Source organism: Streptomyces sp. NPDC041135, assembly GCF_055592085.1.
Window position 1 is genome coordinate 195449 of the sequence record NZ_JBVIYZ010000003.1, and the last position, 23372, is coordinate 218820.

At 74.8% G+C, this 23372-nt stretch carries 19 protein-coding genes; 13 read left to right on the plus strand and 6 right to left on the minus strand.

The genetic code is table 11. The annotated features are described in order from the left end of the window. Positions 1-167: 167 nt before the first annotated feature. The 4 genes from ACZ6CZ_RS09160 to ACZ6CZ_RS09175 all read left to right on the plus strand — a co-directional run bounded on the left by ACZ6CZ_RS09160 (position 168) and on the right by ACZ6CZ_RS09175 (position 5799). Complete coding sequence (locus ACZ6CZ_RS09160; protein ID WP_469016975.1) at positions 168-638, plus strand: DUF6099 family protein; 471 nt, start codon at positions 168-170, stop codon at positions 636-638. 86 nt (positions 639-724) lie between these two features. Continuing rightward, on the plus strand, positions 725-1648 hold the full coding sequence (locus tag ACZ6CZ_RS09165; protein WP_469016978.1) for an LLM class F420-dependent oxidoreductase: 924 nt from the start codon (positions 725-727) through the stop codon (positions 1646-1648). Positions 1649-1735: 87 nt separating this feature from the next. Then, complete coding sequence (locus ACZ6CZ_RS09170; protein WP_469016981.1) at positions 1736-3217, plus strand: 3' terminal RNA ribose 2'-O-methyltransferase Hen1; 1482 nt, start codon at positions 1736-1738, stop codon at positions 3215-3217. Beyond that, a complete protein-coding gene (locus tag ACZ6CZ_RS09175) occupies positions 3214-5799 on the plus strand; it encodes a polynucleotide kinase-phosphatase (RefSeq protein WP_469016984.1) in 2586 nt (861 codons plus the stop codon). Before ACZ6CZ_RS09170 ends, ACZ6CZ_RS09175 begins: the two co-directional genes overlap by 4 nt. An 11-nt stretch (positions 5800-5810) precedes the next feature. On the opposite strand, the gene ACZ6CZ_RS09180 is transcribed toward ACZ6CZ_RS09175, so the two are convergent. Continuing rightward, complete coding sequence (locus ACZ6CZ_RS09180; protein ID WP_469016986.1) at positions 5811-6710, minus strand: hypothetical protein; 900 nt, start codon at positions 6708-6710, stop codon at positions 5811-5813. After that, positions 6707-7720 (minus strand): SPFH domain-containing protein, encoded by a 1014-nt coding sequence (locus tag ACZ6CZ_RS09185; protein WP_469016989.1) that lies wholly within the window; start codon positions 7718-7720, stop codon positions 6707-6709. The genes ACZ6CZ_RS09180 and ACZ6CZ_RS09185 overlap by 4 nt, the downstream gene beginning before the upstream one ends. A 134-nt stretch (positions 7721-7854) precedes the next feature. On the opposite strand from ACZ6CZ_RS09185, the gene ACZ6CZ_RS09190 reads away from it, so the two are divergent. The 3 genes from ACZ6CZ_RS09190 to ACZ6CZ_RS09200 all read left to right on the plus strand — a co-directional run bounded on the left by ACZ6CZ_RS09190 (position 7855) and on the right by ACZ6CZ_RS09200 (position 11695). Next, positions 7855-9078 carry an arginine deiminase gene (locus ACZ6CZ_RS09190; protein ID WP_469016992.1) on the plus strand — a complete coding sequence of 408 codons (1224 nt, stop codon included), beginning with the start codon at positions 7855-7857 and terminating at the stop codon, positions 9076-9078. Between the two features lie 63 nt (positions 9079-9141). Continuing rightward, positions 9142-10149: an ornithine carbamoyltransferase gene (gene argF / locus ACZ6CZ_RS09195; RefSeq protein WP_469016998.1), complete on the plus strand. Its 1008-nt coding sequence runs from the start codon at positions 9142-9144 to the stop codon at positions 10147-10149. A 97-nt stretch (positions 10150-10246) separates the two neighbouring features. Further along, positions 10247-11695 (plus strand): amino acid permease, encoded by a 1449-nt coding sequence (locus tag ACZ6CZ_RS09200; RefSeq protein ID WP_469017000.1) that lies wholly within the window; start codon positions 10247-10249, stop codon positions 11693-11695. Here the strand turns inward: ACZ6CZ_RS09200 and ACZ6CZ_RS09205 are convergent. Further along, the gene (locus ACZ6CZ_RS09205; protein WP_469017003.1) at positions 11655-12107 is read right to left on the minus strand and encodes an ATP-binding protein; all 453 of its coding nucleotides are present in this window, start codon (positions 12105-12107) and stop codon (positions 11655-11657) included. The two genes, ACZ6CZ_RS09200 and ACZ6CZ_RS09205, sit on opposite strands and share 41 nt — an antisense overlap. 339 nt (positions 12108-12446) lie before the next feature. Between ACZ6CZ_RS09205 and ACZ6CZ_RS09210 the strand changes: the two genes are divergently transcribed. Together ACZ6CZ_RS09210 and ACZ6CZ_RS09215 are read left to right on the plus strand one after the other, a co-directional pair. Continuing rightward, positions 12447-13274 carry an enoyl-CoA hydratase family protein gene (locus tag ACZ6CZ_RS09210; protein ID WP_469017006.1) on the plus strand — a complete coding sequence of 276 codons (828 nt, stop codon included), beginning with the start codon at positions 12447-12449 and terminating at the stop codon, positions 13272-13274. Next, on the plus strand, positions 13271-15598 hold the full coding sequence (locus tag ACZ6CZ_RS09215; RefSeq protein ID WP_469017009.1) for a bifunctional salicylyl-CoA 5-hydroxylase/oxidoreductase: 2328 nt from the start codon (positions 13271-13273) through the stop codon (positions 15596-15598). The genes ACZ6CZ_RS09210 and ACZ6CZ_RS09215 overlap by 4 nt, the downstream gene beginning before the upstream one ends. A gap of 38 nt (positions 15599-15636) precedes the next feature. On the opposite strand, the gene ACZ6CZ_RS09220 is transcribed toward ACZ6CZ_RS09215, so the two are convergent. Both ACZ6CZ_RS09220 and ACZ6CZ_RS09225 read right to left on the minus strand, forming a co-directional pair. After that, the gene (locus ACZ6CZ_RS09220) at positions 15637-16449 is read right to left on the minus strand and encodes a PaaX family transcriptional regulator (RefSeq protein ID WP_469017010.1); all 813 of its coding nucleotides are present in this window, start codon (positions 16447-16449) and stop codon (positions 15637-15639) included. Positions 16450-16464: 15 nt separating this feature from the next. Continuing rightward, complete coding sequence (locus ACZ6CZ_RS09225; RefSeq protein ID WP_469017011.1) at positions 16465-18057, minus strand: AMP-binding protein; 1593 nt, start codon at positions 18055-18057, stop codon at positions 16465-16467. Between the two features lie 174 nt (positions 18058-18231). Between ACZ6CZ_RS09225 and ACZ6CZ_RS09230 the strand changes: the two genes are divergently transcribed. Together ACZ6CZ_RS09230 and ACZ6CZ_RS09235 are read left to right on the plus strand one after the other, a co-directional pair. Next, complete coding sequence (locus tag ACZ6CZ_RS09230; RefSeq protein ID WP_469017013.1) at positions 18232-19383, plus strand: acyl-CoA dehydrogenase family protein; 1152 nt, start codon at positions 18232-18234, stop codon at positions 19381-19383. Further along, the gene (locus tag ACZ6CZ_RS09235) at positions 19380-19778 is read left to right on the plus strand and encodes a RidA family protein (RefSeq protein WP_469017015.1); all 399 of its coding nucleotides are present in this window, start codon (positions 19380-19382) and stop codon (positions 19776-19778) included. The genes ACZ6CZ_RS09230 and ACZ6CZ_RS09235 overlap by 4 nt, the downstream gene beginning before the upstream one ends. 28 nt (positions 19779-19806) lie before the next feature. Here ACZ6CZ_RS09235 and ACZ6CZ_RS09240 read toward each other — a convergent pair whose 3' ends face one another. Next, a complete protein-coding gene (locus tag ACZ6CZ_RS09240; protein ID WP_469017017.1) occupies positions 19807-20007 on the minus strand; it encodes a DUF5999 family protein in 201 nt (66 codons plus the stop codon). Between the two features lie 278 nt (positions 20008-20285). On the opposite strand from ACZ6CZ_RS09240, the gene ACZ6CZ_RS09245 reads away from it, so the two are divergent. Both ACZ6CZ_RS09245 and ACZ6CZ_RS09250 read left to right on the plus strand, forming a co-directional pair. After that, on the plus strand, positions 20286-20711 hold the full coding sequence (locus ACZ6CZ_RS09245; RefSeq protein WP_469017019.1) for a DUF6299 family protein: 426 nt from the start codon (positions 20286-20288) through the stop codon (positions 20709-20711). 154 nt (positions 20712-20865) lie between these two features. Continuing rightward, positions 20866-23256: an ATP-binding protein gene (locus tag ACZ6CZ_RS09250; protein ID WP_469017020.1), complete on the plus strand. Its 2391-nt coding sequence runs from the start codon at positions 20866-20868 to the stop codon at positions 23254-23256. The last annotated feature ends 116 nt before the right edge of the window (positions 23257-23372 follow it).

Below are 23372 nucleotides of genomic sequence, written 5' to 3' on the forward strand. Positions count from 1 at the left end.
GCGATAGTCACTGAGCGTAGTCAAAAAGCCGCCCGACTCCGAATTGTTGTCCGCAATTTTCCGCCTTCCTCTGGCTTTTCGTCTCACGGCCTCTCACTCTGGGTAGTGAACAAGGGAGTTGACGTGGAGGGCGTGCGCGGAGCGCGTCCGGCGAACGGGGGCAGCCCATGGACGCGGTGCGGCTCATCGTGACGAGCAGGCGCGCACTGATGGCGGGCGCCGAGGTGCCGGAGGTCATGGCGGAGGTCTGGCAGGCGCAGGCCCTCGCGCAGGCGATCGGCAGCCGCCTGGCCGTCTCCGGCCCGCCCGAGCTGCGCGGCGAGGCGCTGGGCCTGACCGAGCTGGCGGGCCGGGGCTGCGGTGTCCTGGACGCCCCGGACCTCGACCCCGGGCACCTGCGCGCCGCCCAGCTCACCGGTCTCGACGACGCCCGCCAGACGCTGCTGTGCCTGGGCGGCCTGCTCGGCGAGGTCGGCATCGCCCTGGTGGGCATGGCCAGCGGCGCCGCCGACGAGGCGACGTACTGGCAGTGCATGGAGGCGATCGACGCGGCGGACGAGTCCCGGGACCGGGTCCTGGAGATGCTGCGGAAGCTGGCGGCGCGCGACGAGGCGCTGACCGAGCGGGAAGCGGGGTGAGAGCCGCCCGGAGCCGGGGGCGCGCAGCACGCCGCGGACCGGTGCCCGTGCGGCCCGCGGGCCGCACGGGCAGGCAGGATGGACCCATGGACCTTCGCATCTTCACCGAGCCCCAGCAGGGGGCCACGTACGACACCCTGCTCGCCGTGGCCAAGGCCACCGAGGACCTCGGCTTCGACGCCTTCTTCCGCTCGGACCACTATCTGCGCATGGGTGACGGCGACGGGCTCCCCGGCCCCACGGACGCCTGGATCACGCTGGCCGGGCTGGCCCGCGAGACCCGCCGCATCCGCCTCGGCACCCTCATGACGGCCGGCACCTTCCGCCTGCCCGGCGTGCTCGCCATCCAGGTCGCCCAGGTGGACCAGATGTCCGGCGGCCGCGTCGAACTCGGCCTGGGCGCGGGCTGGTTCGAGGAGGAGCACCGGGCGTACGGCATCCCGTTCCCCAAGGAGAAGTTCGCCCGGCTGGAGGAGCAGCTGGCCATCGTCACGGGCCTGTGGGCCACCGAGGCGGGCCGGACGTTCGACTTCCACGGCACCCACTACGACCTCACCGGCTCGCCGGCGCTGCCCAAGCCCGCCCAGGCGAAGATCCCGGTGCTCATCGGCGGCCTCGGCGCCACCCGCACCCCGCGGCTCGCCGCCCGGTACGCCGACGAGTTCAACGTCCCGTTCGCCTCCGTCGAGGACAGCGAGCGGCAGTTCGGCCGGGTGCGGGCCGCCGCCGAGGCGGCCGGCCGCAAGCCGGACGAGCTGATCTACTCCAACGCCCTCGTCGTCTGCGTCGGCCGGGACGACCAGGAGGTCGCCCGCCGCGCCGCCGCGATCGGCCGCGAGGTGGCGGAGCTGAAGGCCAACGGGCTGGCCGGGTCCCCGGCCGAGGTCGTCGACAGGATCGGCCGGTACGCCGAGGCCGGCTCCCGGCGCGTCTACCTCCAGCTCCTCGACCTGGACGACCTCGACCACCTGGAGCTGATCTCCTCCCAGGTCCAGACGCAGCTGACCTGACGCACCCCGGTCCCCGGCCCCCGCGCCCGAGCACACCGGTGAGAAAAACCGGTGGTCAGGGCGGGGGCGGGCCGGGAGACTCGGGGCATGTTCCTGACCATCACCACGACCGGCACACCCGACCGCCCGGCCACCGATCTCGGCTTCCTGCTGCACAAGCACCCCGAGAAGGCCCAGGCGTTCTCCACCTCCCACGGCACCGCGCACGTCCTCTACCCCGAGGCCGGCGCCGAGCGCTGCACGGCGGCGCTGCTGCTGGAGGTGGACGCGGTCGCGCTGGTCCGGCGGGGGAAGGGCAAGGGCCGCGGCGGCGCCGCCGACGCGGCGCTGGCGCAGTACGTCAACGACCGGCCGTACGCCGCGTCCTCGCTGCTCGCCGTCGCGCTGAGCGCCGTCTTCTCCAGCGCGATGCGCGGCGTGTGCACCGCCCGCCCCGAACGCGCCGCCGAGCCGCTGCCGCTGCGCGTCGAGGTGCCCGCACTGCCCGCCCGCGGCGGTCCGGCACTGGTCCGGCGCCTGTTCGAGCCCCTCGGCTGGGCCGTCGAGGCCGAACCGGTGGCGCTGGACGCCGCGTTCCCGCAGTGGGGCGACTCGCGGTACGTGCGCCTGGTCCTGGACAGCGACACGCTCACGCTCGCCGAGGCGCTGCGCCACCTGTACGTGCTGCTGCCGGTCCTGGACGACGCCAAGCACTACTGGGTCTCCCCGGACGAGGTCGACAAGCTGCTGCGGGCCGGCGAGGGCTGGCTGCCCGGCCACCCGGAGCAGCACCTGATCACCAGCCGCTACCTGTCCCGGCGCTGGTCGCTGACCCGGGAGGCCGGCCGGCGGCTGGAGCTGGTGCGGCTGGCCGAGGCCGACGACAGCGAGGCCGCTGACCTCGACAACGCCGTCGCGGAGGACACGGAGGCGGAGGAGAAGCCGACCCCGCTCGCCGTGCTCCGCCGGGAGGCGATCGTCGCCGCGCTCCGCGACGCCGGCGCCGCCCGGGTGCTCGACCTCGGCTGCGGACAGGGCCAGCTGCTGCGGGAGTTGCTGGCGGACCCGCGCCACACCGAGATCGTCGGCGTCGACGTCTCCGTGCGCGCGCTCACCATCGCCGCCCGGCGCCTGAAGCTGGACCGCATGGGGGAGCGGCAGGCGTCCCGCGTCCGGCTCCTGCAGAGTTCGCTGACCTACACCGACAAGCGGCTCAAGGGCTACGACGCCGCCGTGCTCAGCGAGGTGATCGAACACCTCGACCTGCCCCGGCTGCCCGCCCTTGAGTACGCGGTGTTGGGGCACGCGCGCCCGGCCACGGTCCTGGTGACCACCCCGAACGCCGAGTACAACGTCCGCTGGGAGTCGCTGCCCGCCGGGCACGTCCGGCACGGCGACCACCGCTTCGAGTGGACCCGCGAGGAGTTCCGCGACTGGGCGCGGGCGGTGGCCGCACGGCACGGGTACCGCGTGCGGTTCGCACCCGTCGGACCCGACGACCCGGAGGTCGGACCGCCCACCCAGATGGCCGTGTTCGGCCTCGGCGACGACAGCACGGCCACGAGCGGACAGGAGGCGAGGACGGCATGACCGGCACACCGACGCAGTCGCAGGCGCGGGCACAGGGGCGGGTCCTGCCCGTCACCGACCTCTCCCTGGTCGTCCTCATCGGCGCCTCCGGCTCCGGCAAGTCCACCTTCGCCCGGCGGCACTTCAAGCCGACCGAGGTGATCTCCTCGGACTTCTGCCGCGGCCTGGTCAGCGACGACGAGAACGACCAGGGTGCCAGCCGGGACGCCTTCGACGTGCTGCACTACATCGCCGGCAAGCGGCTGGCCGCCGGCCGCCGCACGGTCGTGGACGCCACCAGCGTGCAGCAGGACAGCAGGCGCCGGCTGATCGAGCTGGCCAGGGCGCACGACGTGCTGCCCATAGCCATCGTGCTCGACGTGCCCGAGCAGGTGTGCGCCGAGCGCAACGCGGCCCGCCCCGACCGCGCCGACCTGCCCCGCCGGGTCGTCCAGCGGCACATCCGGGAACTGCGCCGCTCGCTGCGGCAGCTGGAGCGCGAGGGCTTCCGCAAGGTGCACGTGCTGCGCGGCGCCGAGGAGGTCGAGCGGGCCTCGGTCGTCACCGAGAAGCGGTTCAACGACCTGACCCACCTCACCGGCCCGTTCGACATCATCGGCGACATCCACGGCTGCTCGGCCGAGCTGGAGGCGCTGCTGGCGAAGCTGGGTTACGCCGACGGCGTCCACCCCGAGGGCCGTACCGCCGTGTTCGTCGGCGACCTGGTCGACCGCGGCCCCGACACCCCGGGCGTGCTGCGCCGGGTGATGTCCATGACCGGCTCGGGCAACGCGCTGTGCGTGCCCGGCAACCACGAGAACAAGTACGGCCGCTACCTCAAGGGCCGCGCCGTGCGGCACACGCACGGACTCGCCGAGACGATCGCGCAGATGGAGGGCGAGAGCGAGGGGTTCAAGGCCGAGGTCGGCGCGTTCCTCCAGGGGCTGGTCAGCCACTACGTCCTCGACGGCGGCCGGCTCGTGGTCTGCCACGCCGGTCTGCCGGAGAAGTACCACGGCCGCACGTCGGGCCGGGTGCGCTCGCACGCCCTGTACGGCGAGACCACCGGGGAGACCGACGAGTTCGGGCTGCCGGTGCGCTACCCGTGGGCGGAGGACTACCGCGGCCGGGCCGCCGTGGTCTACGGGCACACCCCGGTCCCGGAGGCGACCTGGCTGAACAACACCATCTGCCTGGACACCGGCGCGGTCTTCGGCGGCAAGCTCACCGCGCTGCGCTGGCCGGAGCGGCAGCTGGTCGACGTACCGGCGCAGCGGGTCTGGTACGAACCGGCCAGGCCGCTGCGTACCGAGGCGCCCGGCGGGCACGACGGGCGGCCGCTGGACCTGGGCGACGTGCACGGCCGCCGGGCCGTCGAGACCCGGCACGCGGGCCGGGTGTCGGTGCGGGAGGAGAACGCGGCGGCGGCCCTGGAGGTGATGAGCCGGTTCGCGGTGGACCCGCGCCTGCTGCCGTACCTGCCGCCGACCATGGCGCCGACGCCGACCTCCCGCGTCGAGGGCTACCTGGAGCACCCGCTGGAGGCGTTCGTGCAGTACGCCGAGGACGGGGTCGCCCGGGTCGTGTGCCAGGAGAAGCACATGGGCTCGCGGGCCGTGCTCCTGGTGTGCCGCGACGCCGCGGCGGCCCGGGCCCGGTTCGGGGTGGACGGCCCGACGGGGGCGCTGTACACCCGCACCGGACGGCCGTTCTTCGACGACCCGGCGGTTACCGAGGAGATCCTCGGGCGGGTGCGCGCGGCGGTCGAAGCGGCCGGGCTGTGGGACGAACTCGCCTCGGCGGACCGGTCCCCGGGCGGCGGCGACTGGCTGCTGCTGGACGCGGAGCTGATGCCCTGGTCGCTGAAGGCCGCCGGCCTGCTGCGCAGCCAGTACGCGGCCGTGGGCGCCGCCTCGGCGGCGGTGTTCCCGGGGGCGCTGGCCGCCCTGGAGGGGGCCGCCGGGCGCGGGGTCGACGTGGGCGCGCTCCTGGACCGGCAGCGCGAACGGGCCGCCGACGCGGCCGCGTTCACCGACGCCTACCGCCGCTACTGCTGGCCCACCGACGGCCTGGACGGGGTGCGGCTCGCCCCGTTCCAGATCCTGGCCGCGCCCGGGCGCAGCCTGGCCGCCGTACCGCACGACGAGCAGCTCGCCCTGATCGACCGGCTCGTCGGGCACGACACCACCGGCCTGCTGCGCACCACCCGGCGGCTGTACGTCGACACCGGCGACCCGGAGTCGGTGCGGGCCGGCGTCGACTGGTGGCTGGAGATGACCGGCCGGGGCGGCGAGGGCATGGTCGTCAAGCCGGTCGGCGCGCTGGTGCGCGGGGAGCAGGGCCGGCTGGTGCAGCCGGGCGTCAAGTGCCGGGGCCGCGAGTACCTGCGGATCGTCTACGGTCCCGAGTACACGCGTCCGGGCAACCTGGAGCGGCTGCGGCAGCGGTTCCTCAACCACAAGCGGTCGCTGGCGATCCGCGAGTACGCCCTCGGTCTGGAGGCGCTGGACCGGCTGGCGGAGGGGGAGCCGCTGTGGCGGGTGCACGAGGCGGTGTTCGGGGTGCTGGCGCTGGAGTCGGAGCCGGTGGACCCGCGCCTGTGAGCGGGCCGGCGTCAGCCGACCAGCCGCAGGCGCCGCTCGCCCACCCCGACCCGGACGGTCTGGCCCCAGGTGAGCTGGAGCGCGTCCGTCTCGATGCCGTCGCCGAAGGCGACGAGACGGTCGCACTCCACGGTGAGCGTCAGCGCCGCGGCGGCCGGGAGGTCGCCGGCCACCAGGGACGTCCCGGTCGCCGGTGACGGCCAGGCCTCCCGGACGAACCACACGAGCCGGTCCTCGGTGGGGGAGGGCAGCGCGAGCGGGCCGCCCCGCTCCCGCCACACCGACCGCAGCCACCCGCCGGCCCCCGTCCCGGTGCCCACCAGTACCCCGGACGAGGCCTGGGTCTCGACGGCACCGCTGTCGCCGTCGAGACCCAGGCGGTAGCGGGCGGTCTGGTGGCCGGGTGTGCCGAGGTAGATCTCGTTGAGGGCCACCAGCCGCTGGGTGTCGTCGGCCACGGCCTCCACCATGGTCAGCTCCTCGGCGGCGGTGCCCCGGGCGGTCGCGGCGGCCAGCAGCGCGGCCGCCTGCCCGGGGCGGTGGCGCACCAGGACGCCGGGGTTGCGGCCGGGGTCGGCGTCGATGCCCACCACCGGCTGGCCGGTCAGGTACTTGGCGGCGTTGGCCACCAGCCCGTCCTGGCCGACCACCACGACGACGTCCTCCGGGGCGAACAGGAACCGGTCCAGGTCGGCCCGCTCCACCCGGGTGCGCCGCCAGTCGGGCGGGACGGCCGCGAGCACCTCGGCCAGGGCCCGCCGGGCGCGGTGGTGCCGGTCGGCGATCTCGCCGATGTCCCGGCCCCGGGAGGCGAGGAAGAAGGCGGCCTGGCCGTGTGTGCCGTGCCGGGCCACCAGCTCCTCGTACTCCGTGGTGCGGTGCACCAGCACGGCGCGCGGTGCGAGACTCACGCCGGTTCCCCCGCCCCCAGCCGCGCCAGCAGCCCGGTCAGGACGTCCGGCGACACGGTCACGCTGTCGATCCGGGGCAGGTTCTCGGCCAGCCGGGTCCCGGTGAGGGCGTGCAGGGTGGCCACGCCGTCCACGCCGGCCTCCGCGTGCACCCGCAGCCAGGCGGCCTGTGCCTGGGCCCGGGCCTCGCCCACCTCGCGCACCGCCGCCGCCTCCGCCTGGGCGAGCCTGACCGACCGCGCCGCCTCCGCCCCGGCCCGTACGGCGTCGGCCGCCGCGTGCTCCTCGGCCTCCCGGCGCTCGTTGGTGCCGCGCTGGTCGACCAGCTGCTCCTCACGGCGGGCCAGTTCGATCCGGCTGTCGAGCTCGTTCTCGGCGATGGTCCGCTCCCGCTCCACCGCCACCGCCCGCCGCTCGTACGTCGCCCGGTCGGCCTCCTGCTGGATCAGCTCGCGGGCCGGGGTGCGCAGCGCCCGCTCCACCTCGGGCTCCGGCCGCAGCGCCAGCACCCGCACCGCCACCACCTCGATGCCGGTGGCCGGCAGCCGGGGCTCGGTGCCGAGGCCCGCCGCGACCCGTTCGCGCACCAGTGGCACCCCGTCGGCCAGCGCCGCCGCGAGCGGGGTCCGGGCCAGCACGTCCAGCGCGTGCTGCTGGGCGGTCTCCGTGAGCAGGGTGCCGAGCTGTTCCAGCGGGGTGCCCCGCCACGCCCCGGTGTCCGGGTCGAGGGAGAAGTCGAGGCGGGCGGCGGCCGCGGCCGGGTCGGCGACGCGGTAGGTGACCGTCGCCTGCACCGTCACGTCCTGGAAGTCCGAGGTGCGGGCGTGGAAGGTCATGGCCAGCTCGCGGTCGTCGACCGGCACCTCGGAGAGCGCGGCGGACCGCGGGCGGAACCAGAAGCTGAGCCCGGTGCCGTCGTGCGCGAGCCGGCCCGAGCGGTGGTGCCGGACGTGCGCCGTCGGAGCGCCGCGCAGGTGACGCCAGCCCAGGCGCCGGGTGATGTCGGCCATGGGACCCCTCCTCGTTTCTCGTCATGAAGACGATAAGCGGCACCGCTCATTCTCGTCAATGGGACGAGAACAGGAGGGGCGCGGAATCCGCCGAGCGGGGGGTGAAGGGGGGTCCTGCCGGTCAGGATGAAGGCATGGCATACCACGTCGACTCCGAGGCCGGGCGGCTGCGCCGCGTCATCCTGCACCGGCCGGATCTCGAGCTCAAAAGGCTCACCCCCAGCAACAAGGACGCCCTGCTCTTCGACGACGTGCTGTGGGTGCGCCGGGCGCGCGCCGAGCACGACGGGTTCGCGGACGTGCTGCGCGACCGCGGGGTCACCGTCCACCTCTTCGGTGACCTGCTCGCCGAGGCACTGGCGGTCCCCGACGCCCGGTCGCTCGTGCTGGACCGGGTCTTCGACGAGAAGGAGTACGGCCCGCTCGCCACCGATCACCTGCGGGCGGCCTTCGACGAGCTGCCGGCCCGCGAGCTGGCCGAGGCACTGGTCGGCGGGATGACCAAGCGGGAGTTCCTGGACGCCCACGCCGAGCCCGCCTCGGTGCGCTTCCACGTGATGGACCTGGACGACTTCCTGCTCGACCCGCTGCCCAACCACCTCTTCACCCGGGACACCTCGGCCTGGATCTACGACGGCGTGGCGATCAACGCCATGCGGCTGCCCGCCCGGCAGCGTGAGACCGTGCACTTCGAGGCGATCTACCGGCACCATCCGCTGTTCCGTGCCGAAACGTTTCGGGTCTGGTCCCGGGGCCAGTCCGACTTCCCCTCCACCATCGAGGGCGGCGATGTCCTGGTGATCGGCAACGGGGCCGTCCTGATCGGGATGAGCGAGCGCACCACCCCGCAGGCGGTGGAGATGCTGGCGTACGAGCTGTTCGAGGCCGGTTCCGCCCGCACGATCGTGGCGCTCGACATGCCCAAGCGGCGGGCGTTCATGCACCTCGACACGGTGATGACGATGGTCGACGGCGACACCTTCACGCAGTACGCCGGGCTCGGCATGCTGCGGTCGTACACCATCGAGCCGGGCGTCGGTGACAAGGAGCTGAAGGTCACCGACCACCCGCCCGAGCACATGCACCGGGCGATCGCCGCGGCCCTGGGCCTGAGCGAGATCCGGGTGCTGACCGCGACCCAGGACGTGCACGCCGCCGAGCGCGAGCAGTGGGACGACGGCTGCAACGTCCTCGCCGTGGAGCCCGGCGTCGTCGTCGCCTACGAGCGCAACTCCACCACCAACACGCATCTGCGCAAGCAGGGCATCGAGGTGATCGAGATCCCGGGCAGCGAACTGGGCCGGGGGCGGGGCGGACCGCGCTGCATGAGCTGTCCCGTCGAACGCGATCCTGTATAGAAATGTTGAAGGTCGTATAGACTTCCAGCGTTCCCTGTTCCCCGTCACCCCGGAGCGCCCCCCATGGCGACAGTCCCGACCGCCCTCGCCGGCCGCCACTACCTCAAGGAGCTGGACCTCACGCGGGAGGAGTTCCTCGGCCTGATCGAGCTGGCCGCCGAACTGAAGGCCGCCAAGAAGGCCGGGACCGAGCAGCGGTACCTGACCGGCCGGAACATCGCCATGATCTTCCAGAAGACCTCGACGCGCACCCGCTGCGCGTTCGAGGTCGCCGCCGCCGACCAGGGCGCCGTCACCACCTACCTCGACGCGTCCGGCTCGCAGATGGGCCACAAGGAGTCCGTGAAGGACACCGCGCGCGTCCTCGGCCGGATGTACGACGCCATCCAGTACCGGGGCGACAGCCAGGCCCACCTGGAGGAGCTGGCCGCCCACGCCGGCGTGCCCGTCTACAACGGCCTGACCGACGACTGGCACCCCACCCAGATGCTCGCCGACGTGCTGACGATGCGGGAGCACTGCGCCAAGCCCCTCGACGCCACCGCCTTCGCCTACCTGGGCGACGCCCGCTTCAACATCGGCAACTCCTTCCTGATCACCGGCGCCCTGCTGGGCATGGACGTGCGCCTGGTCGCGCCCGAGGAGTACTGGCCGGGTGAGGAGGTCGTGGCCCGCGCCCGCAAGCTGGCCGAGGGCAGCGGCGCCGTCATCACCCTCACCGCGGACGTCGCCGAGGGCGTGCGGGGCGCCGACTTCGTCGCCACCGACGTCTGGGTCTCCATGGGCGAGCCCAAGGAGGTGTGGGCCGAGCGGATCGCCGCCCTGTCGCCGTACGCCGTGACCATGGACGTGCTGCGCGCCACCGGGAACCCGGACGTGAGGTTCCTGCACTGCCTGCCCGCCTTCCACGACCTCGGCACCACGATCGGGCGGGAGATCCACGACACCTACGGGCTCGCCTCGCTGGAGGTCACCGACGAGGTCTTCGAGTCGGCGCACTCGATCGTCTTCGACGAGGCCGAGAACCGGCTGCACACCATCAAGGCGCTGCTCGTGGCCACCCTGGCCTGAGGGGCCTTATCCTGCTCAGCGGCCCGGCACCACCCCAGCCCAGGCCCCTGTCGCGACCGACCGGTCGCCCGCACCACCAGAAACGAGCACCACCCGCATGCCCGCTCCCCGCATCAAGTCCCCCGGCGCGCTCATCGCCGAATCCGGCGCCGACCGCGCGGGCCACGGCCTCAAGCGCACCATGGGACTCTTCCAGCTCATCTGCTTCGGCGTCGGCGCGATCGTCGGCACCGGCATCTTCGTCGGCCTGTCCGACTCCGTCGCCCAGGCCGGCCCCGCCGTCGTCGTCTCGTTCGTCCTCGCCGCGATCACCTGCGTCTTCACCGCCTTCTCCTTCGCCGAGCTGGGCGGCGCGATCCCGGTCTCCGGGTCCTCGTACTCCTTCGCCTACGCGGGCCTGGGCGAGTCCACGGCGTTCCTGGTCGGCTGGTGCCTGCTGCTGGAGTACGGCATCTCCATCTCGGCCGTCGCCGTCGGCTGGAGCCAGTACGTCAACGAACTGCTGCACAGCCTCACCGGCCTGGAGCTGCCCGCCGCGCTGTCGGCCGGGCCCGGGGACGGCGGCCTGGTCAACCTGCCCGCGGTGATCGTCATAGCCATGGCGTCGGTGCTGCTGGTGCGCGGGGTGCGGGAGAGCGCCCGGGCCACCGCTGCCATGGCCGCCGTCAAGCTCGTCATCCTGCTCGCCTTCTGCGTCATCGGCTTCAGCGCCTTCCGGGACGGCAACCTCACCCCGTTCACCCCGGCCGGCCTCGGCGGCATCGGCGCGGGCACCACGGCCGCGTTCTTCTCCTACATCGGCTTCGACGCGATCACCACCGCCGGCGAGGAGGCGAAGAACCCGCGGCGCGACATCCCCGTCGCGATCCTCGTCTGCATGGGCGTGGTCACCCTGCTGTACTGCGCCGTGGCGCTCGCCGCGATCGGCGCCATCGGCGGCGACCAGGTCGGCGGCCGGCCCGCAGCGCTGTCGTACGTCGTCAACGAGGTCACCGGGTCGGCGGTCGGCGGCGGGGTCATCGCCTTCGGCGCGGTCGTCGCCATCGCCTCCGTGGTGCTCGCCGTGATGTACGGCCAGACCCGCATCCTGATGTCGATGTCCCGCGACGGACTGATCCCGCGGGTCTTCGAGAAGGTCTCCCCGCGCACCTCCACCCCGGTCGCCGGCACCCTGATCGTCGCCGTCGTCTTCGCGGTCCCGGCGGCGTTCGCCTCCCTGGACGCCGTGATGAACCTGTGCACCATCGGCACGCTCGCGGTCATGGCCGTCGTCAACCTCGCCGTGATCGCCCTGCGCCGGCGCGAGCCGGGTCTGTCCCGCAGCTTCCGGGTGCCGCTCTACCCGGTCGTCCCGCTGCTGGGCATCGGCTGCTGCCTGTACCTGATGTACGAGACGGGCTGGACGACCTGGGTCCAGTTCGCGGTGTTCCTCGCGGTCGGCCTGCTGGTCTACGCCGGCTACGGTCGCCGGCACTCCACGCTCGCCGAGGCCCCGGCGGACGAGGTCACGCCGGACGCCGCTGCCGCGGTACGGCAGGCAGTCTGAACCACACCGCCTTGCCCGACGCGGTGGGGCGGTGACCGCAGGACGAGCTGAGGGCGCGGATCAGCAGCAGGCCGCGCCCGCCCTCCTGCCAGGGGTCGGGCTCCTCGATCACCGGACGCGTGAGGTGGCCGGGCGGCGCCGGGTCCGGGTCGTGCACCTCGACCTGGCAGCCGGTCGGCCGCACCTCCACCACCAGCTCTATCGGCCCGGCCCCGGCGGTGTGCTCCACCGCGTTTGCCACCAGCTCCGCCGTGAGCAGTTCCGCCGTGTCGCAGTCGGGCGCGTGCGCCCGTTCCGACAGCGCCGACCGGACCAGGGCACGGGCCACGGGCACCGCCGCGGCGGTGTGCGGCAGCGCGATGCGCCAGGAGGCGGGCACGGAGGAGGGTTCGTACAAGGCGAGTCCGTTCATGGAGCAGGCTGTCCTGCCGTCGACTGAAGCAAGGGTACGGCGCCCGGCCACAGGCTCCCTCGACGGGCACCGGACGGGCCTTCGACCGGGGCCCGCCGCCCGGCCGGCCCTGGTACCGGCGGCCTACCCACGGCGGCGCCCCGCCTCCCGCGGCGGCCCCCGCTTGTTACAGCGCCGTGGACGATCGGTGACGCACGTGACGGGCAGTGACGCACGTGACGGGCGTTGCCGCGCCCCCGACAGGGCTATCGCGCAGTCGTGACGGCAGTCACGAATGAGTGATAACTTCGTGGAGCAGCGCACCTGAGGCACCGCCGCCTAGGCAGGAGGCCGCACGTCATGAGTCCCTTCACCGGCTCCGCCGCCCCCACCCCGCACTGGAAGCACCTGCGGGTCACCCGCGCCGACGGGATCGCCACCGTCACCCTCGCCCGCCCCGAGAAACTCAACGCCCTCACCTTCGAGGCCTACGCCGACCTGCGCGACCTGCTCGCCGAGCTGTCCCGGGAGCGGTCCGTGCGCGCCCTGGTGCTGGCCGGGGAGGGCCGCGGCTTCTGCTCGGGCGGTGACGTCGACGAGATCATCGGCGCCACCCTGGCCCTGGACACCGCCCGGCTGCTCGACTTCAACCGGATGACCGGGCAGGTCGTGCGGGCGGTGCGGGAGTGCCCGTTCCCGGTGATCGCCGCCGTGCACGGGGTGGCGGCCGGCGCGGGCGCGGTGCTGGCGCTCGCGGCGGACTTCCGGGTGGCCGACCCCTCGGCCCGGTTCGCCTTCCTCTTCACCCGGGTCGGGCTGTCCGGCGGCGACATGGGCGCCGCCTACCTGCTGCCCCGGGTCGTCGGCCTCGGCCACGCCACCCGGCTGCTGATGCTCGGCGAGCCGGTCCGGGCGCCCGAGGCGGAGCGGATCGGCCTGCTCAGCGAGGTGACCGGGGACGGCCGGGCCGACGAGGCCGCCCAGGCGCTGGCCCGCCGCCTGGCCGAGGGCCCGGCCCTGGCGTACGCCCAGACCAAGGCGCTGCTCACCGCCGAACTCGACATGCCCCTGGCGGCGGCCGTGGAGCTGGACGCGGCGACCCAGGCGCTGCTGATGCACGGCGAGGACTACGCCGAGTTCCACCGCGCCTTCACCGAGAAGCGGCCCCCCGAGTGGAGCGGACGGTGACCGCCCCCGCGCACCCCCACCCCACGCCGGCGGCCGGCCGCCCCCTGCGCGTCGCGGTCATCGGCGGCGGCCCCGGCGGCCTCTACGCGGCGGCCCTGCTCAAACGCCTCGACCCCGGCCGCGAGGTCACCGTCTGGGAGCGCAACGCCCCCGACGACACCTTCGGGTTCGGCGTCGTCCTCTCCGACGAGACCCTGGGCGGCATCGAGCACGCCGACCCGGTCGTGTACGCCGCCCTCCGGCAGGAGTTCGTCCGCTGGGACGACATCGACATCGTGCACCGCGGCACCCGCCTCACCTCCGGCGGCCACGGCTTCGCCGCCCTCGGCAGGCAGCGGCTCCTGGAGATCCTCCACGAACGCTGCCGCGGCCTCGGCGTCGAGCTGCGCTTCCGCACCCCGGCGCCGGACCCGGCCGCGCTCGCCCGCGGCCACGACCTGGTCATCGCCGCCGACGGCGTCCACAGCGCGACCCGGGCCGCCTACGCGCAGGTGTTCCGCCCCCGGGTGAGCGCACACCGCTGCCGCTACATCTGGCTCGCCGCCGACGTCGCCTTCGACGCCTTCCGCTTCGAGGTCGCCGAGACCGAGCACGGCGTGCTGCAACTGCACGGCTACCCCTACGCCGCCGACGCCTCCACCGTGATCGTCGAGATGCGCGAGGAGGTCTGGCGGGCGGCCGGCTTCGACGCGCCCGACCCGCGGGAGTCCGTCGAGCGCTGCGCCAAGATCTTCGCCGACGCGCTCGGCGGCCGGCCCCTGCGCGGCAACGCCCCGGCCTGGACCACCTTCCGCACGGTGGTCAACGAGCGCTGGTCGCACGGCAACCTGGTGCTGCTCGGCGACGCCGCCCACACCGCCCACTTCTCCATCGGCTCCGGCACCAAGCTCGCCGTCGAGGACGCCCTCGCCCTCGCCGCCCGCCTGGACCGGCACCCCGTCCTCGCCGAGGCGCTCGCCGCCTACGAGGAGGAGCGCAAGCCCGTCGTCGCCTCCACCCAGCGGGCCGCCCGGGCCAGCCTGGAGTGGTTCGAGGAGCTGCCCCGCGCCCTGGGCCGGCCGCCGCGCCAGTTCGCCTTCGACCTGCTCACCCGCAGCCGCCGCGTGACGCACGACAACCTCCGGCTCCGCGACGCACGCTTCACCGAGTCGGTCGAGCGCGAGTTCGGCTGCCCGCCCGGCACACCCCCGATGTTCACCCCGTTCCGGCTGCGCGGCCTCACCCTGCGCAACCGGGTGGTCGTCTCCCCGATGGACATGTACCGCGCCACCGACGGCGTCCCCGGCGACTTCCACCTCGTGCACCTCGGCGCCCGTGCCCTCGGCGGGGCGGGGCTGGTGATGACCGAGATGGTGTGCGTGAGCGAGCGGGGCCGGATCACCCCCGGCTGCACCGGTCTGTACACCGGCGGACAGGGCGAGGCGTGGCGGCGGATCACCGACTTCGTGCACCGCCAGGCGCCCGGCACCGCCATCGGCGTACAGCTCGGCCACAGCGGCCGCAAGGGCTCCACCCGGCTGATGTGGGAGGGCATCGACCAGCCGCTGACGCACGGCAACTGGCCGCTGGTGGCCGCCTCCCCGCTGCCCTACCGGCCGGACGGCCAGATCCCCCGGGAACTGACCCGCTCACAACTCACCGACCTGCGCGAACAGTTCGCGGCCGCCGCCCGCCGGGCCGCCCGGGCCGGCTTCGACCTGCTCGAACTGCACTGCGCCCACGGCTACCTGCTCTCCGGGTTCCTCTCCCCGCTGACCAACCGGCGCACCGACGCCTACGGCGGCTCACCGGCCGGGCGGCTGCGGTTCCCGCTCGAGGTCTTCGACGCCGTACGCGCGGTGTGGCCCGAGGAACGGCCCATGACGGTCCGCATCTCGGCCACCGACTGGGCCGAGGGCGGTACCACCGCCGAGGAGGCCGTCGGCATCGCCCGCGCCTTCGCCGCGCACGGCGCCGACGCGATCGACGTGTCGACCGGCCAGGTGGTGGCCGAAGAGCGGCCCGAGTACGGGCGGTCGTACCAGACGCCGTTCGCCGAGCGCATCCGGCTCGAGACCGGGACACCGGTGATCGCGGTCGGCGCGATCTCCTCCTGGGACGACGTCAACTCCCTGATCCTGGCCGGGCGGACGGACCTGTGCGCACTGGGCCGGCCGCACCTGTACGACCCGCACTGGACGCTGCACGCCGCCGCCGAGCAGGGTTACGAGGGCCCGGGCGTCGTCTGGCCCGAGCCCTACCGGGCCGGCAGCAGGCGCCCGCCGACCGGCCGCACGGACGCCCCCCGGCCCCGGCTCACCCTCGGGGACCGCCCCCCGGGCTGACCGGCCCGCGCCCGGGGCCCGCCCCCGACCGGTGCGGCTCAGACCTCGAGGAACGCCGCCCCCGCGTCCCGCAACCGCTCGTGCAGCGCCCGGAACACCCGCGCCGACCGGGCGCCCGGCCAGTCGGCGGGCAGCAGGCGGGCGGGCAGCCCCGGGTCGGTGTAGGGGAGGTGCCGCCAGGAGTCGAGGGCGAGGAGGTAGTCCCGGTAGGCCGCCTCGGGCGGGGTGTCCGCGCGCCCCTCCCAGGCGTGCAGCACGGGCGCGTGGGCGTCCAGGAACCGCTCGTGCTCCTTCGCGATCGCGGTCAGGTCCCACCAGCGGGCGACCGCGTCGGCGGTGGCGGCGAACCCGAGGTGTTCCCCGCGGAAGAAGTCCACGTACGGGTCCAGCCGCAGCCGGCACAGGGTGTGCCGGGCCTCCTCGTACAGCCGGGCCGGGGCGATCCACACACCGGGGGCCGCGGTGCCGAAGCCCAGCGCGGACAGCCGGGAGCGCAGCACGTGCCGCCGCTGCCGTTCCGACTCCGGCACCGAGAACACCGCCAGCACCCAGCCCTCGTCCTCCGGCGGCGCGGTGGCGTAGATCCGCCGGTCGCCGTCGTCCAGCAACTGCCGCGCCTCGGCGGACAGTTCGTACCCGGCGGCGCCCTGCGCGGTGCGGGCGGGCAGCAGCAGCCCGCGCCGTTTGAGCCGGGACACCGAGGAGCGCACGGACGGCGCGTCCACGCCGACGGCGGCCAGCAGCCGGATCAGCTCGGCCACGGGTACGGGGCCGGACCCGGAGCGGCCGTACGCGCCGTAGAACGTGACGATGAGGGACCTGGGGGCGTGCTGCTCGGACACGTTGATCATCTTAGGTCGTCGGCGTCACTGCCGGTCCTGTCCGCTGCGCAGCCGGAAACGCTGCAACTTGCCGGTGGCCGTGCGCGGCAGGGCGTCCAGGAACACGAACTCGCGCGGGCACTTGTACGGCGCCAGCTCGGCCGTGACGAACGCGCGCAGCGCCTCGGGGTCCGGGCGGGCACCGCCGCGCAGGACGGTGTGGGCGACGACCACCTGCCCCCGCGCCGCGTCCGCCCGGCCGACGACCGCCGCCTCCACCACGTCCGGATGGCGCAGCAGCACCTCCTCCACCTCGGGCCCGGCGATGTTGTACCCGGCCGAGACGATCATGTCGTCGGCGCGCGCCACGTACCGGAAGTAGCCGTCGGCGTCGCGGACGTAGGTGTCACCGGTCAGGTTCCAGCCGTCGCGGACGTAGTCGCGCTGGCGCGGGTCGGCGAGGTAGCGGCAGCCGACCGGGCCGCGCACCGCGAGCAGTCCCGGCTCGCCGTCGGGCACCGGCGCGCCGTCCGCGTCCTGCACCCGCGCCTGCCAGCCCGGCACCGCGACGCCGGTCGTGCCGGGGCGGATGTCCTCGTCGGCGGCGGAGACGAAGATGTGCAGCAGCTCGGTGGCGCCTATGCCGTTGATCACCCGCAGCCCGGTCCGCTCGTGCCAGGACCGCCAGGTGACGGCGGGCAGGTTCTCCCCGGCCGACACACAGCGCCGCAGCGAGGAGACGTCGTGGCCGTCCAGTTCCCCGAGCATCGCCCGGTACGCGGTCGGCGCGGTGAACAGGACGGAGACCCGGTGCCGCGCTATCGCCGGCAGCAGCTGCCGGGGACCGGACTGCTCCAGCAGCAGGGCGCTGGCCCCGGCGCGCATCGGGAAGACCACGAGACCGCCGAGGCCGAAGGTGAAGCCGAGCGGGGGACTGCCCGCGAAGACGTCGTCGGCGCGGGGCCTGAGCACGTGCCGGGAGAACGTGTCCGCCGTCGCCAGCACGTCCCGGTGGAAGTGCATGCACCCCTTCGGACGGCCCGTCGTGCCGGACGTGAACGCGATCAGCGCCACGTCGTCGCAGGCGGTGTCGACGGCCCGGTACGGCGCGGCGGGCGCCGGGCGCCGCAGCAGGTCGTCCGGCGCGCCGCCGCCGTACGTGGTGATCCGCAGCCCGGGAACCCCGGCCTCGGCCAGGTCGTCGACGGCCCGCACGTCGCACAGGGCGTGCCGCACCCGGGCGATCTCGCACATGGTGGCCAGTTCCCGCGGGCGCTGCTGGGCCAGCACGGTGACCGCGACGGCGCCCGCCTTCAGCACCGCGAGCCAGCAGGCGGCCAGCCACGGGGTGGTCGGACCGCGCAGCAGGACCCGGTTGCCGGGCACCACGCCGAGGTCACCGGTGAGCAGGTGCGCGATGCGGTCGACGCGGGCGCGCAGCTCGCCGTAGGTCCACACGGGACCGGACGGGGTGCGGAACACCGGGCGGCCGGGGTCGGCGCGGTCGAGGAGTTCGGCGGCGCAGTTGAGCCGGTCGGGGTAGCGCAGCTCGGGCAGGTCGAAGCGCAGCTCGGGCCACTGGCCGGGCGGCGGGAGGTGGTCGCGCGCGAAGGTGTCGACGTGGGCCGAGACGTTCATGGCGGATCGCCCCCTTGCCGGAACGGGCGTGGTGGTGGGCTCGCACCAGGAGCGTATCGTGTTGGTGACGGCAGTCAACGGTGCGCGATATCGTCATCGCGGGACCCAGATCGGCGGTACGGCAAGGGGCCGCGGCGACGTCCGCGGCGGCCCGCACCGCAGGGAGGACCGGCAGTGCCCGCATTCTCGCTCGAACCGGAACAGGCCGCCTGGTGCGCCGAGTTGCGCACCCTGGCCGCCGAACGGCTGCGCCCGCTCGCCGACAAGGGCGAAGCGGGCCGCGTCGACCGCCCGCTCCTCGCCGAACTCGGCCGACTCGGGCTGCTCGCCCGCCTGTTCACCTCCGGCGCGCTCGACCTGTGCCTGATGCGGGAGTCCCTCGCCCAGGCCTGCACCGAGGCCGAGACCGCCCTCGCCCTCCAGGGCCTGGGCGCCCACCCGGTGCACCGCCACGGCAGCCGCGCCCAGCGCGAGCGCTGGCTGCCGGGCGTGGCCGACGGCAGCGTGGTGGCCGCCTTCGCGCTGAGCGAGCCGGGGGCCGGCTCGGACGCGGCCGCGCTGTCCCTCGCCGCCGAACCGGACGGCGGCTCCGGCTGGCGCCTCACCGGGGAGAAGTGCTGGATCTCCAACGCCCCCGAAGCCGACTTCTACACGGTCTTCGCCCGCACCACGCGCGGCGCCGCCGCCCGCGGCGTGACCGCCTTCCTGGTGCCCGCCGACCGGCCCGGACTCAGCGGCTGCGCCCTGGAGATGCTCTCCCCGCACCCCGTCGGCGCCCTGGACTTCGACGCCGTGCCGGTCACCACCGCCGACGTCCTCGGGGAACCGGACCGGGGCTTCGCCGTCGCCATGGGCACCCTGAACCTCTTCCGGCCCAGCGTCGGCGCCTTCGCCGTCGGCATGGCCCAGGCCGCGCTGGACGCCACGCTCGCCCACACCCGCCACCGCCAGGCCTTCGGCGGCCGGCTGATGGACCTCCAGACGGTCGCCCACCAGGTCGCCGAGATGGCCCTGCGCACGGAGGCGGCCCGCCTCATGGTGTACGCGGCGGCCACGGCGTACGACGCGGGCGCGCCCGACGTGCCCCGGCGCGCCGCCATGGCCAAGCTGCTGGCCACCGAGACCGCGCAGTACGTCGTCGACACCGCCGTCCAGCTGCACGGCGCCCGGGCGCTGCGCCGCGGCCACCTCCTCGAACACCTCTACCGCGAGGTGCGCGCCCCCCGCGTCTACGAGGGCGCCAGCGAGGTCCAGCGCGGCATCATCGCCAAGGAGCTGTACGCGCCCCGCACCACGCCGTCCACCCCGGACCGGGAGGCTCCGTGACGACCGAGCGCGTCAACCCGCCCGAGCTGTCGCCGCCCTCCGGCTTCTCCCACGCGGTCGTCGCGACCGGCACCCGCCTGGTCTTCCTCGCGGGGCAGACGGCCCTGGACACCGACGGCACGATCGTGGGCGACACGCTCCCCGAGCAGTTCGAGAAGGCGCTCGGCAACCTGCTCGGCGCGCTGCGCGCCGCCGGCGGCACGCCCGCCGACCTCGCGCGCGTCACCGTCTACGCCACGGACGTGGCCGGCTACCGCGCCGACGCGCCCCGCCTCGGGCGCGTCTGGCGGCACCTGGCCGGCCGTGACTATCCGGCGATGGCGGTCGTCGAGGTCGTACGGCTGTGGGACGAACGGGCGATGGTGGAGCTGGACGGGTTCGCGGTGCTGCCGTAGGGCCTGCCGCCGGCGTCCCGCCGCCCGGTCAGGCGGCGACGGTCAGCCGCTCGGCCGGGCCCCGGCGGGGCGGGACGACGCTGCCGTCGGGGTGGAGTTCGCCCGTGTCGTCGAAGACGATCGCCCCGTCGCACAGCAGGGTCCAGCCCTGCTCGGGGTGGGCCGCCAGGGAGTGCGGGGTGTCGGTGCCGGTGTCGTTCGCGGGGCACAGGGGCTGGTGGGAGCACATGGCGCACCTCCACGTCGGTGTGTTGGGTGCAGGGACGGCATGGTCGCCGCCCGGCACGAGTCCACCATGCTCCCCTCGCGCGCTCCTCGGAACGGGATCCAGCGGAGTGTGACAGCACGCGGACACGTCACGGACACCTCGCGGACGGCCCGGTGGCCGTGGTGAACGTGGTGAGGGTGGGGGCGATGGTGACGCGCCACCGATGGGGTGACGTCACGCCGTCCGGCCCGGCCTGCGGGTACAGGTGGAGGTCCCCACACCCCTGATCGGGAGGCACCATGCTCGTACGCCCCGCCCTCACGGCGGCCCTCGCCGGGGCCGCGCTGCTGTTCACCGCCGCCGGCCCCGCGGCCGCCGGCCCGGACGAGTCGGTGACCGTCGACCCGGTCGTCCGCCTCGCGCCCGACGGCACGGTCACCCTCTCCGGCACCTACCGCTGCACCGGCAGCACGGGCCCCGTGTTCATCAGCTCCTCGCTCAGCCAGGGCGACCCCCGCCTCACGCACGGCATCGGCGGCACCGGAGCCCGCTGCGACGGCGCCGAGCACCGCTGGCAGAACTCCGGCATGGTCACCTCGCGGACCCTGAAGCCGGGCGCCGCGCATGTCGAGGCCACGGTGCTGGAGCTGCGTCCCGTCGGCGGGCTGCCGCTGCCCGCCTTCCACGCCGTCCGGCAGCAGGACGTCCAGATCACCCAGGGCTGAGCGCGGGCCCGGGCCGCCGGACCGCCGCGCCGCCGGGCCGTCGTGCCGGGTGGGCCGCGGACCGGCGCCCGCGGTGCCTCCGGCCCCCGTCGCACTACTATTTCCCCAGGTCACGGGATTCCGGCAGGAACACGGGGCCCGAAGGGGAGGGGCTGTGACGGACGAACCGATGGCGTTCGGTGCGCTGCTGCGGGACCTGCGGCTGTCCGCGTCGCTGACCATCGAGGGCCTGGCGGAGGCGTCGGGCGTGAGCGTGCGCGGCATCGGCGACCTGGAACGGGGACGGCGGGCCGCGCCGCAGCGGCGGACCGTGGCGGCGCTCGCCGACGGCCTCGGACTGGACGAGAAGGAACGGGACCGGTTGCTGACGGCGGCACGCGCCGGGCGCAGCACCGGATACAGCCCGGTGGGCGTACGGTCCTTCCCGCGCGGCATCGACGACTTCGTCGGCCGGGGCAGGGAACTGGCACACCTCGCGGACCTCGCCGGCCGCGCGGCGGCCCGGCACCCCGAGGCGGGCCGTGGCGACCGGGACGGCCGCAGCGACCGGGACGGCCGGGAGCATCAGGGCGACCGTGACCGTGATGGCCGTCGGGACGGCCGCGGGGGTGCCGCCGGGCAGCCGGTGGTCGTGGTGGTGTGCGGGCCGCCGGGCACCGGGAAGACCACCCTCGCCCTGCACGCCGCACGCGAGTTCGCCGAGCGCTTCCCGGACGGGCAGCTCGTGGTGGACCTGCGCGGGATGGACGACGACCCGCCCGAGCCGGCCGAACTCCTGCTGGGCGTGCTCAAGGCCCTCCAGGTGGCCGACCGGGACCTCGCGAAGGCCGGACCCCGGGGCCATCCGGCGCTCTACCGGCAACTGCTCGCCGACCGGCGCTGCCTGCTGGTGCTGGACAACGCCCGCGACGAGGCCCAGGTACGCCCCCTGCTGCCGGGCAGCGGCGCGGGCATGGTGCTGGTGACCAGCCGGCGTATGCTCACGGGCCTGGAGAGCGTGCACCGGCTGGCGCTCGGTGAACTCGGCGCGGGCGAGGCCGCCGAGTTCCTGACCGCGCTGGTCGGAGCGGAACGCGCCGCCGCCGACCCGGCCGCCCTCGCCGACGTCACCCGCGGCTGCGGCCACCTGCCACTGGCCCTGCGGGTGGCGGGCAACTGGCTGGCCACCCGCACCGGCTGGAGCGTGCGCCGGCTGGCCGACCGGCTGGCGCTGGAGGAGCGGCGCCTGGACGCGCTGGCCGCCGGGGACCTCAGGGTGGCGGCCGCCTTCGACCTCTCCTACCGCCAGCTCACCCCGGCCGCCGCCCGCCTCTTCCGCCGCCTGGCGCTGGTCCCGGGCCCGGACGCCGGCGCCGCCTGCGCGGCCGAACTGACCGGGCAGCGGCTGTTCGACGCCGAGGACACGCTGGAGGAACTGGTCGAGGCCGGGCTGCTCGGCACGGACCGGGACCGCTACCGCCTGCACGACCTGCTGCGCCTCTACGCCCGCACCCGGCTGGAGGCCGAGGAGAGCGCCGGGGACGTCGCCCGGGCCCGGGCGGCGCTGCACAGGTGGCTGCTGCGGACCGCGGTCGTCGCGGGGCGCTGGTTCGAGCCCGGGCACGGCGCCCCGGACCCGGCCGGGCAGGGCACGGTGGACCTGTCCACCGCCGACAGGGCCCGCCACTGGCTGCAGGCCGAGGGAGCCAACTGGCTGCCCGCCCTGCGCGCGGCCGCCGCGGCCGGCGAGCACGCCACGGTGGTGGAGGTGGCGGAGGCCCTGCACTGGTTCTCCGACCTGTGGATCTTCTGGGGCCACTGGCCGGAGGTGTTCGGTACGGCCGCCCGCTCCGCGCGGGTCCTGGGCGACCCCCTCGTCGAGGCGACCCAGCTGAACTACCACGCCTGGGCCCTCCTGGTCTGCGAAGGCCGGCCCCAGGACAGCCTCGTCCGGTCCGCCGAGGCGCTGCGCGCGGCCGACCGGGCCGGCGACCCCGCTCAGCAGGCGTGGGCGCACAACTACACGTCCTGGGCGCAACGCCTGCTCGGCGACCACCGCGGGGCCGTCGACTCCTGCGGTGAGGCCGCCCGGCTGTTCGAGGTCGCCGGCGACCTCCACGGCACCCTCCAGGCCATGACCGCCTTCGGCGTCGCCCTGCTGGACGCGGGCCGGACCGAGGAGGCGCTCGCCGCCGACCTGCGCGCCCTCGCCTTCCTGGACGAGGCGGCCGACCGGCTGGAACCCCACATCGCCGCCATGAGCCGGCTCAACGTGCACGCCGGCATCGGCCGGACGTACCTGGCCATGGAGCGCTGGGACGACGCGGTCGCCCATCTGCGGACGGCCGTCGACCTCAGTGACGACAGCGGCAACACGGCCCTGCTGAGCCGCTGCCTCACCCGTCTGGGTGAGGCGCTGCTGGCGGCCGGCCGGCCCGGGGAGGCGCGGCAGGCCTTCAGCCGCTGCGTCGGCCTCGGCCTCGACGCCGACCCGCAGCGCGTCGCCGACGCCCGCGCCCGGCTGGCCGGCCTGGGTGTCCTGGCCCCGCCCCCGTCGCCACGGTAGTGCCGCAGCGGCCACCGTTCGGTTCCCTGCGCGCACGGGACCGTTCCGTCAGCGCACGGCGGCCGCGGCGGCACCGCCGGAACCGCTTTCTGCCCCTGTTGTGCCTGGAGCGCGGG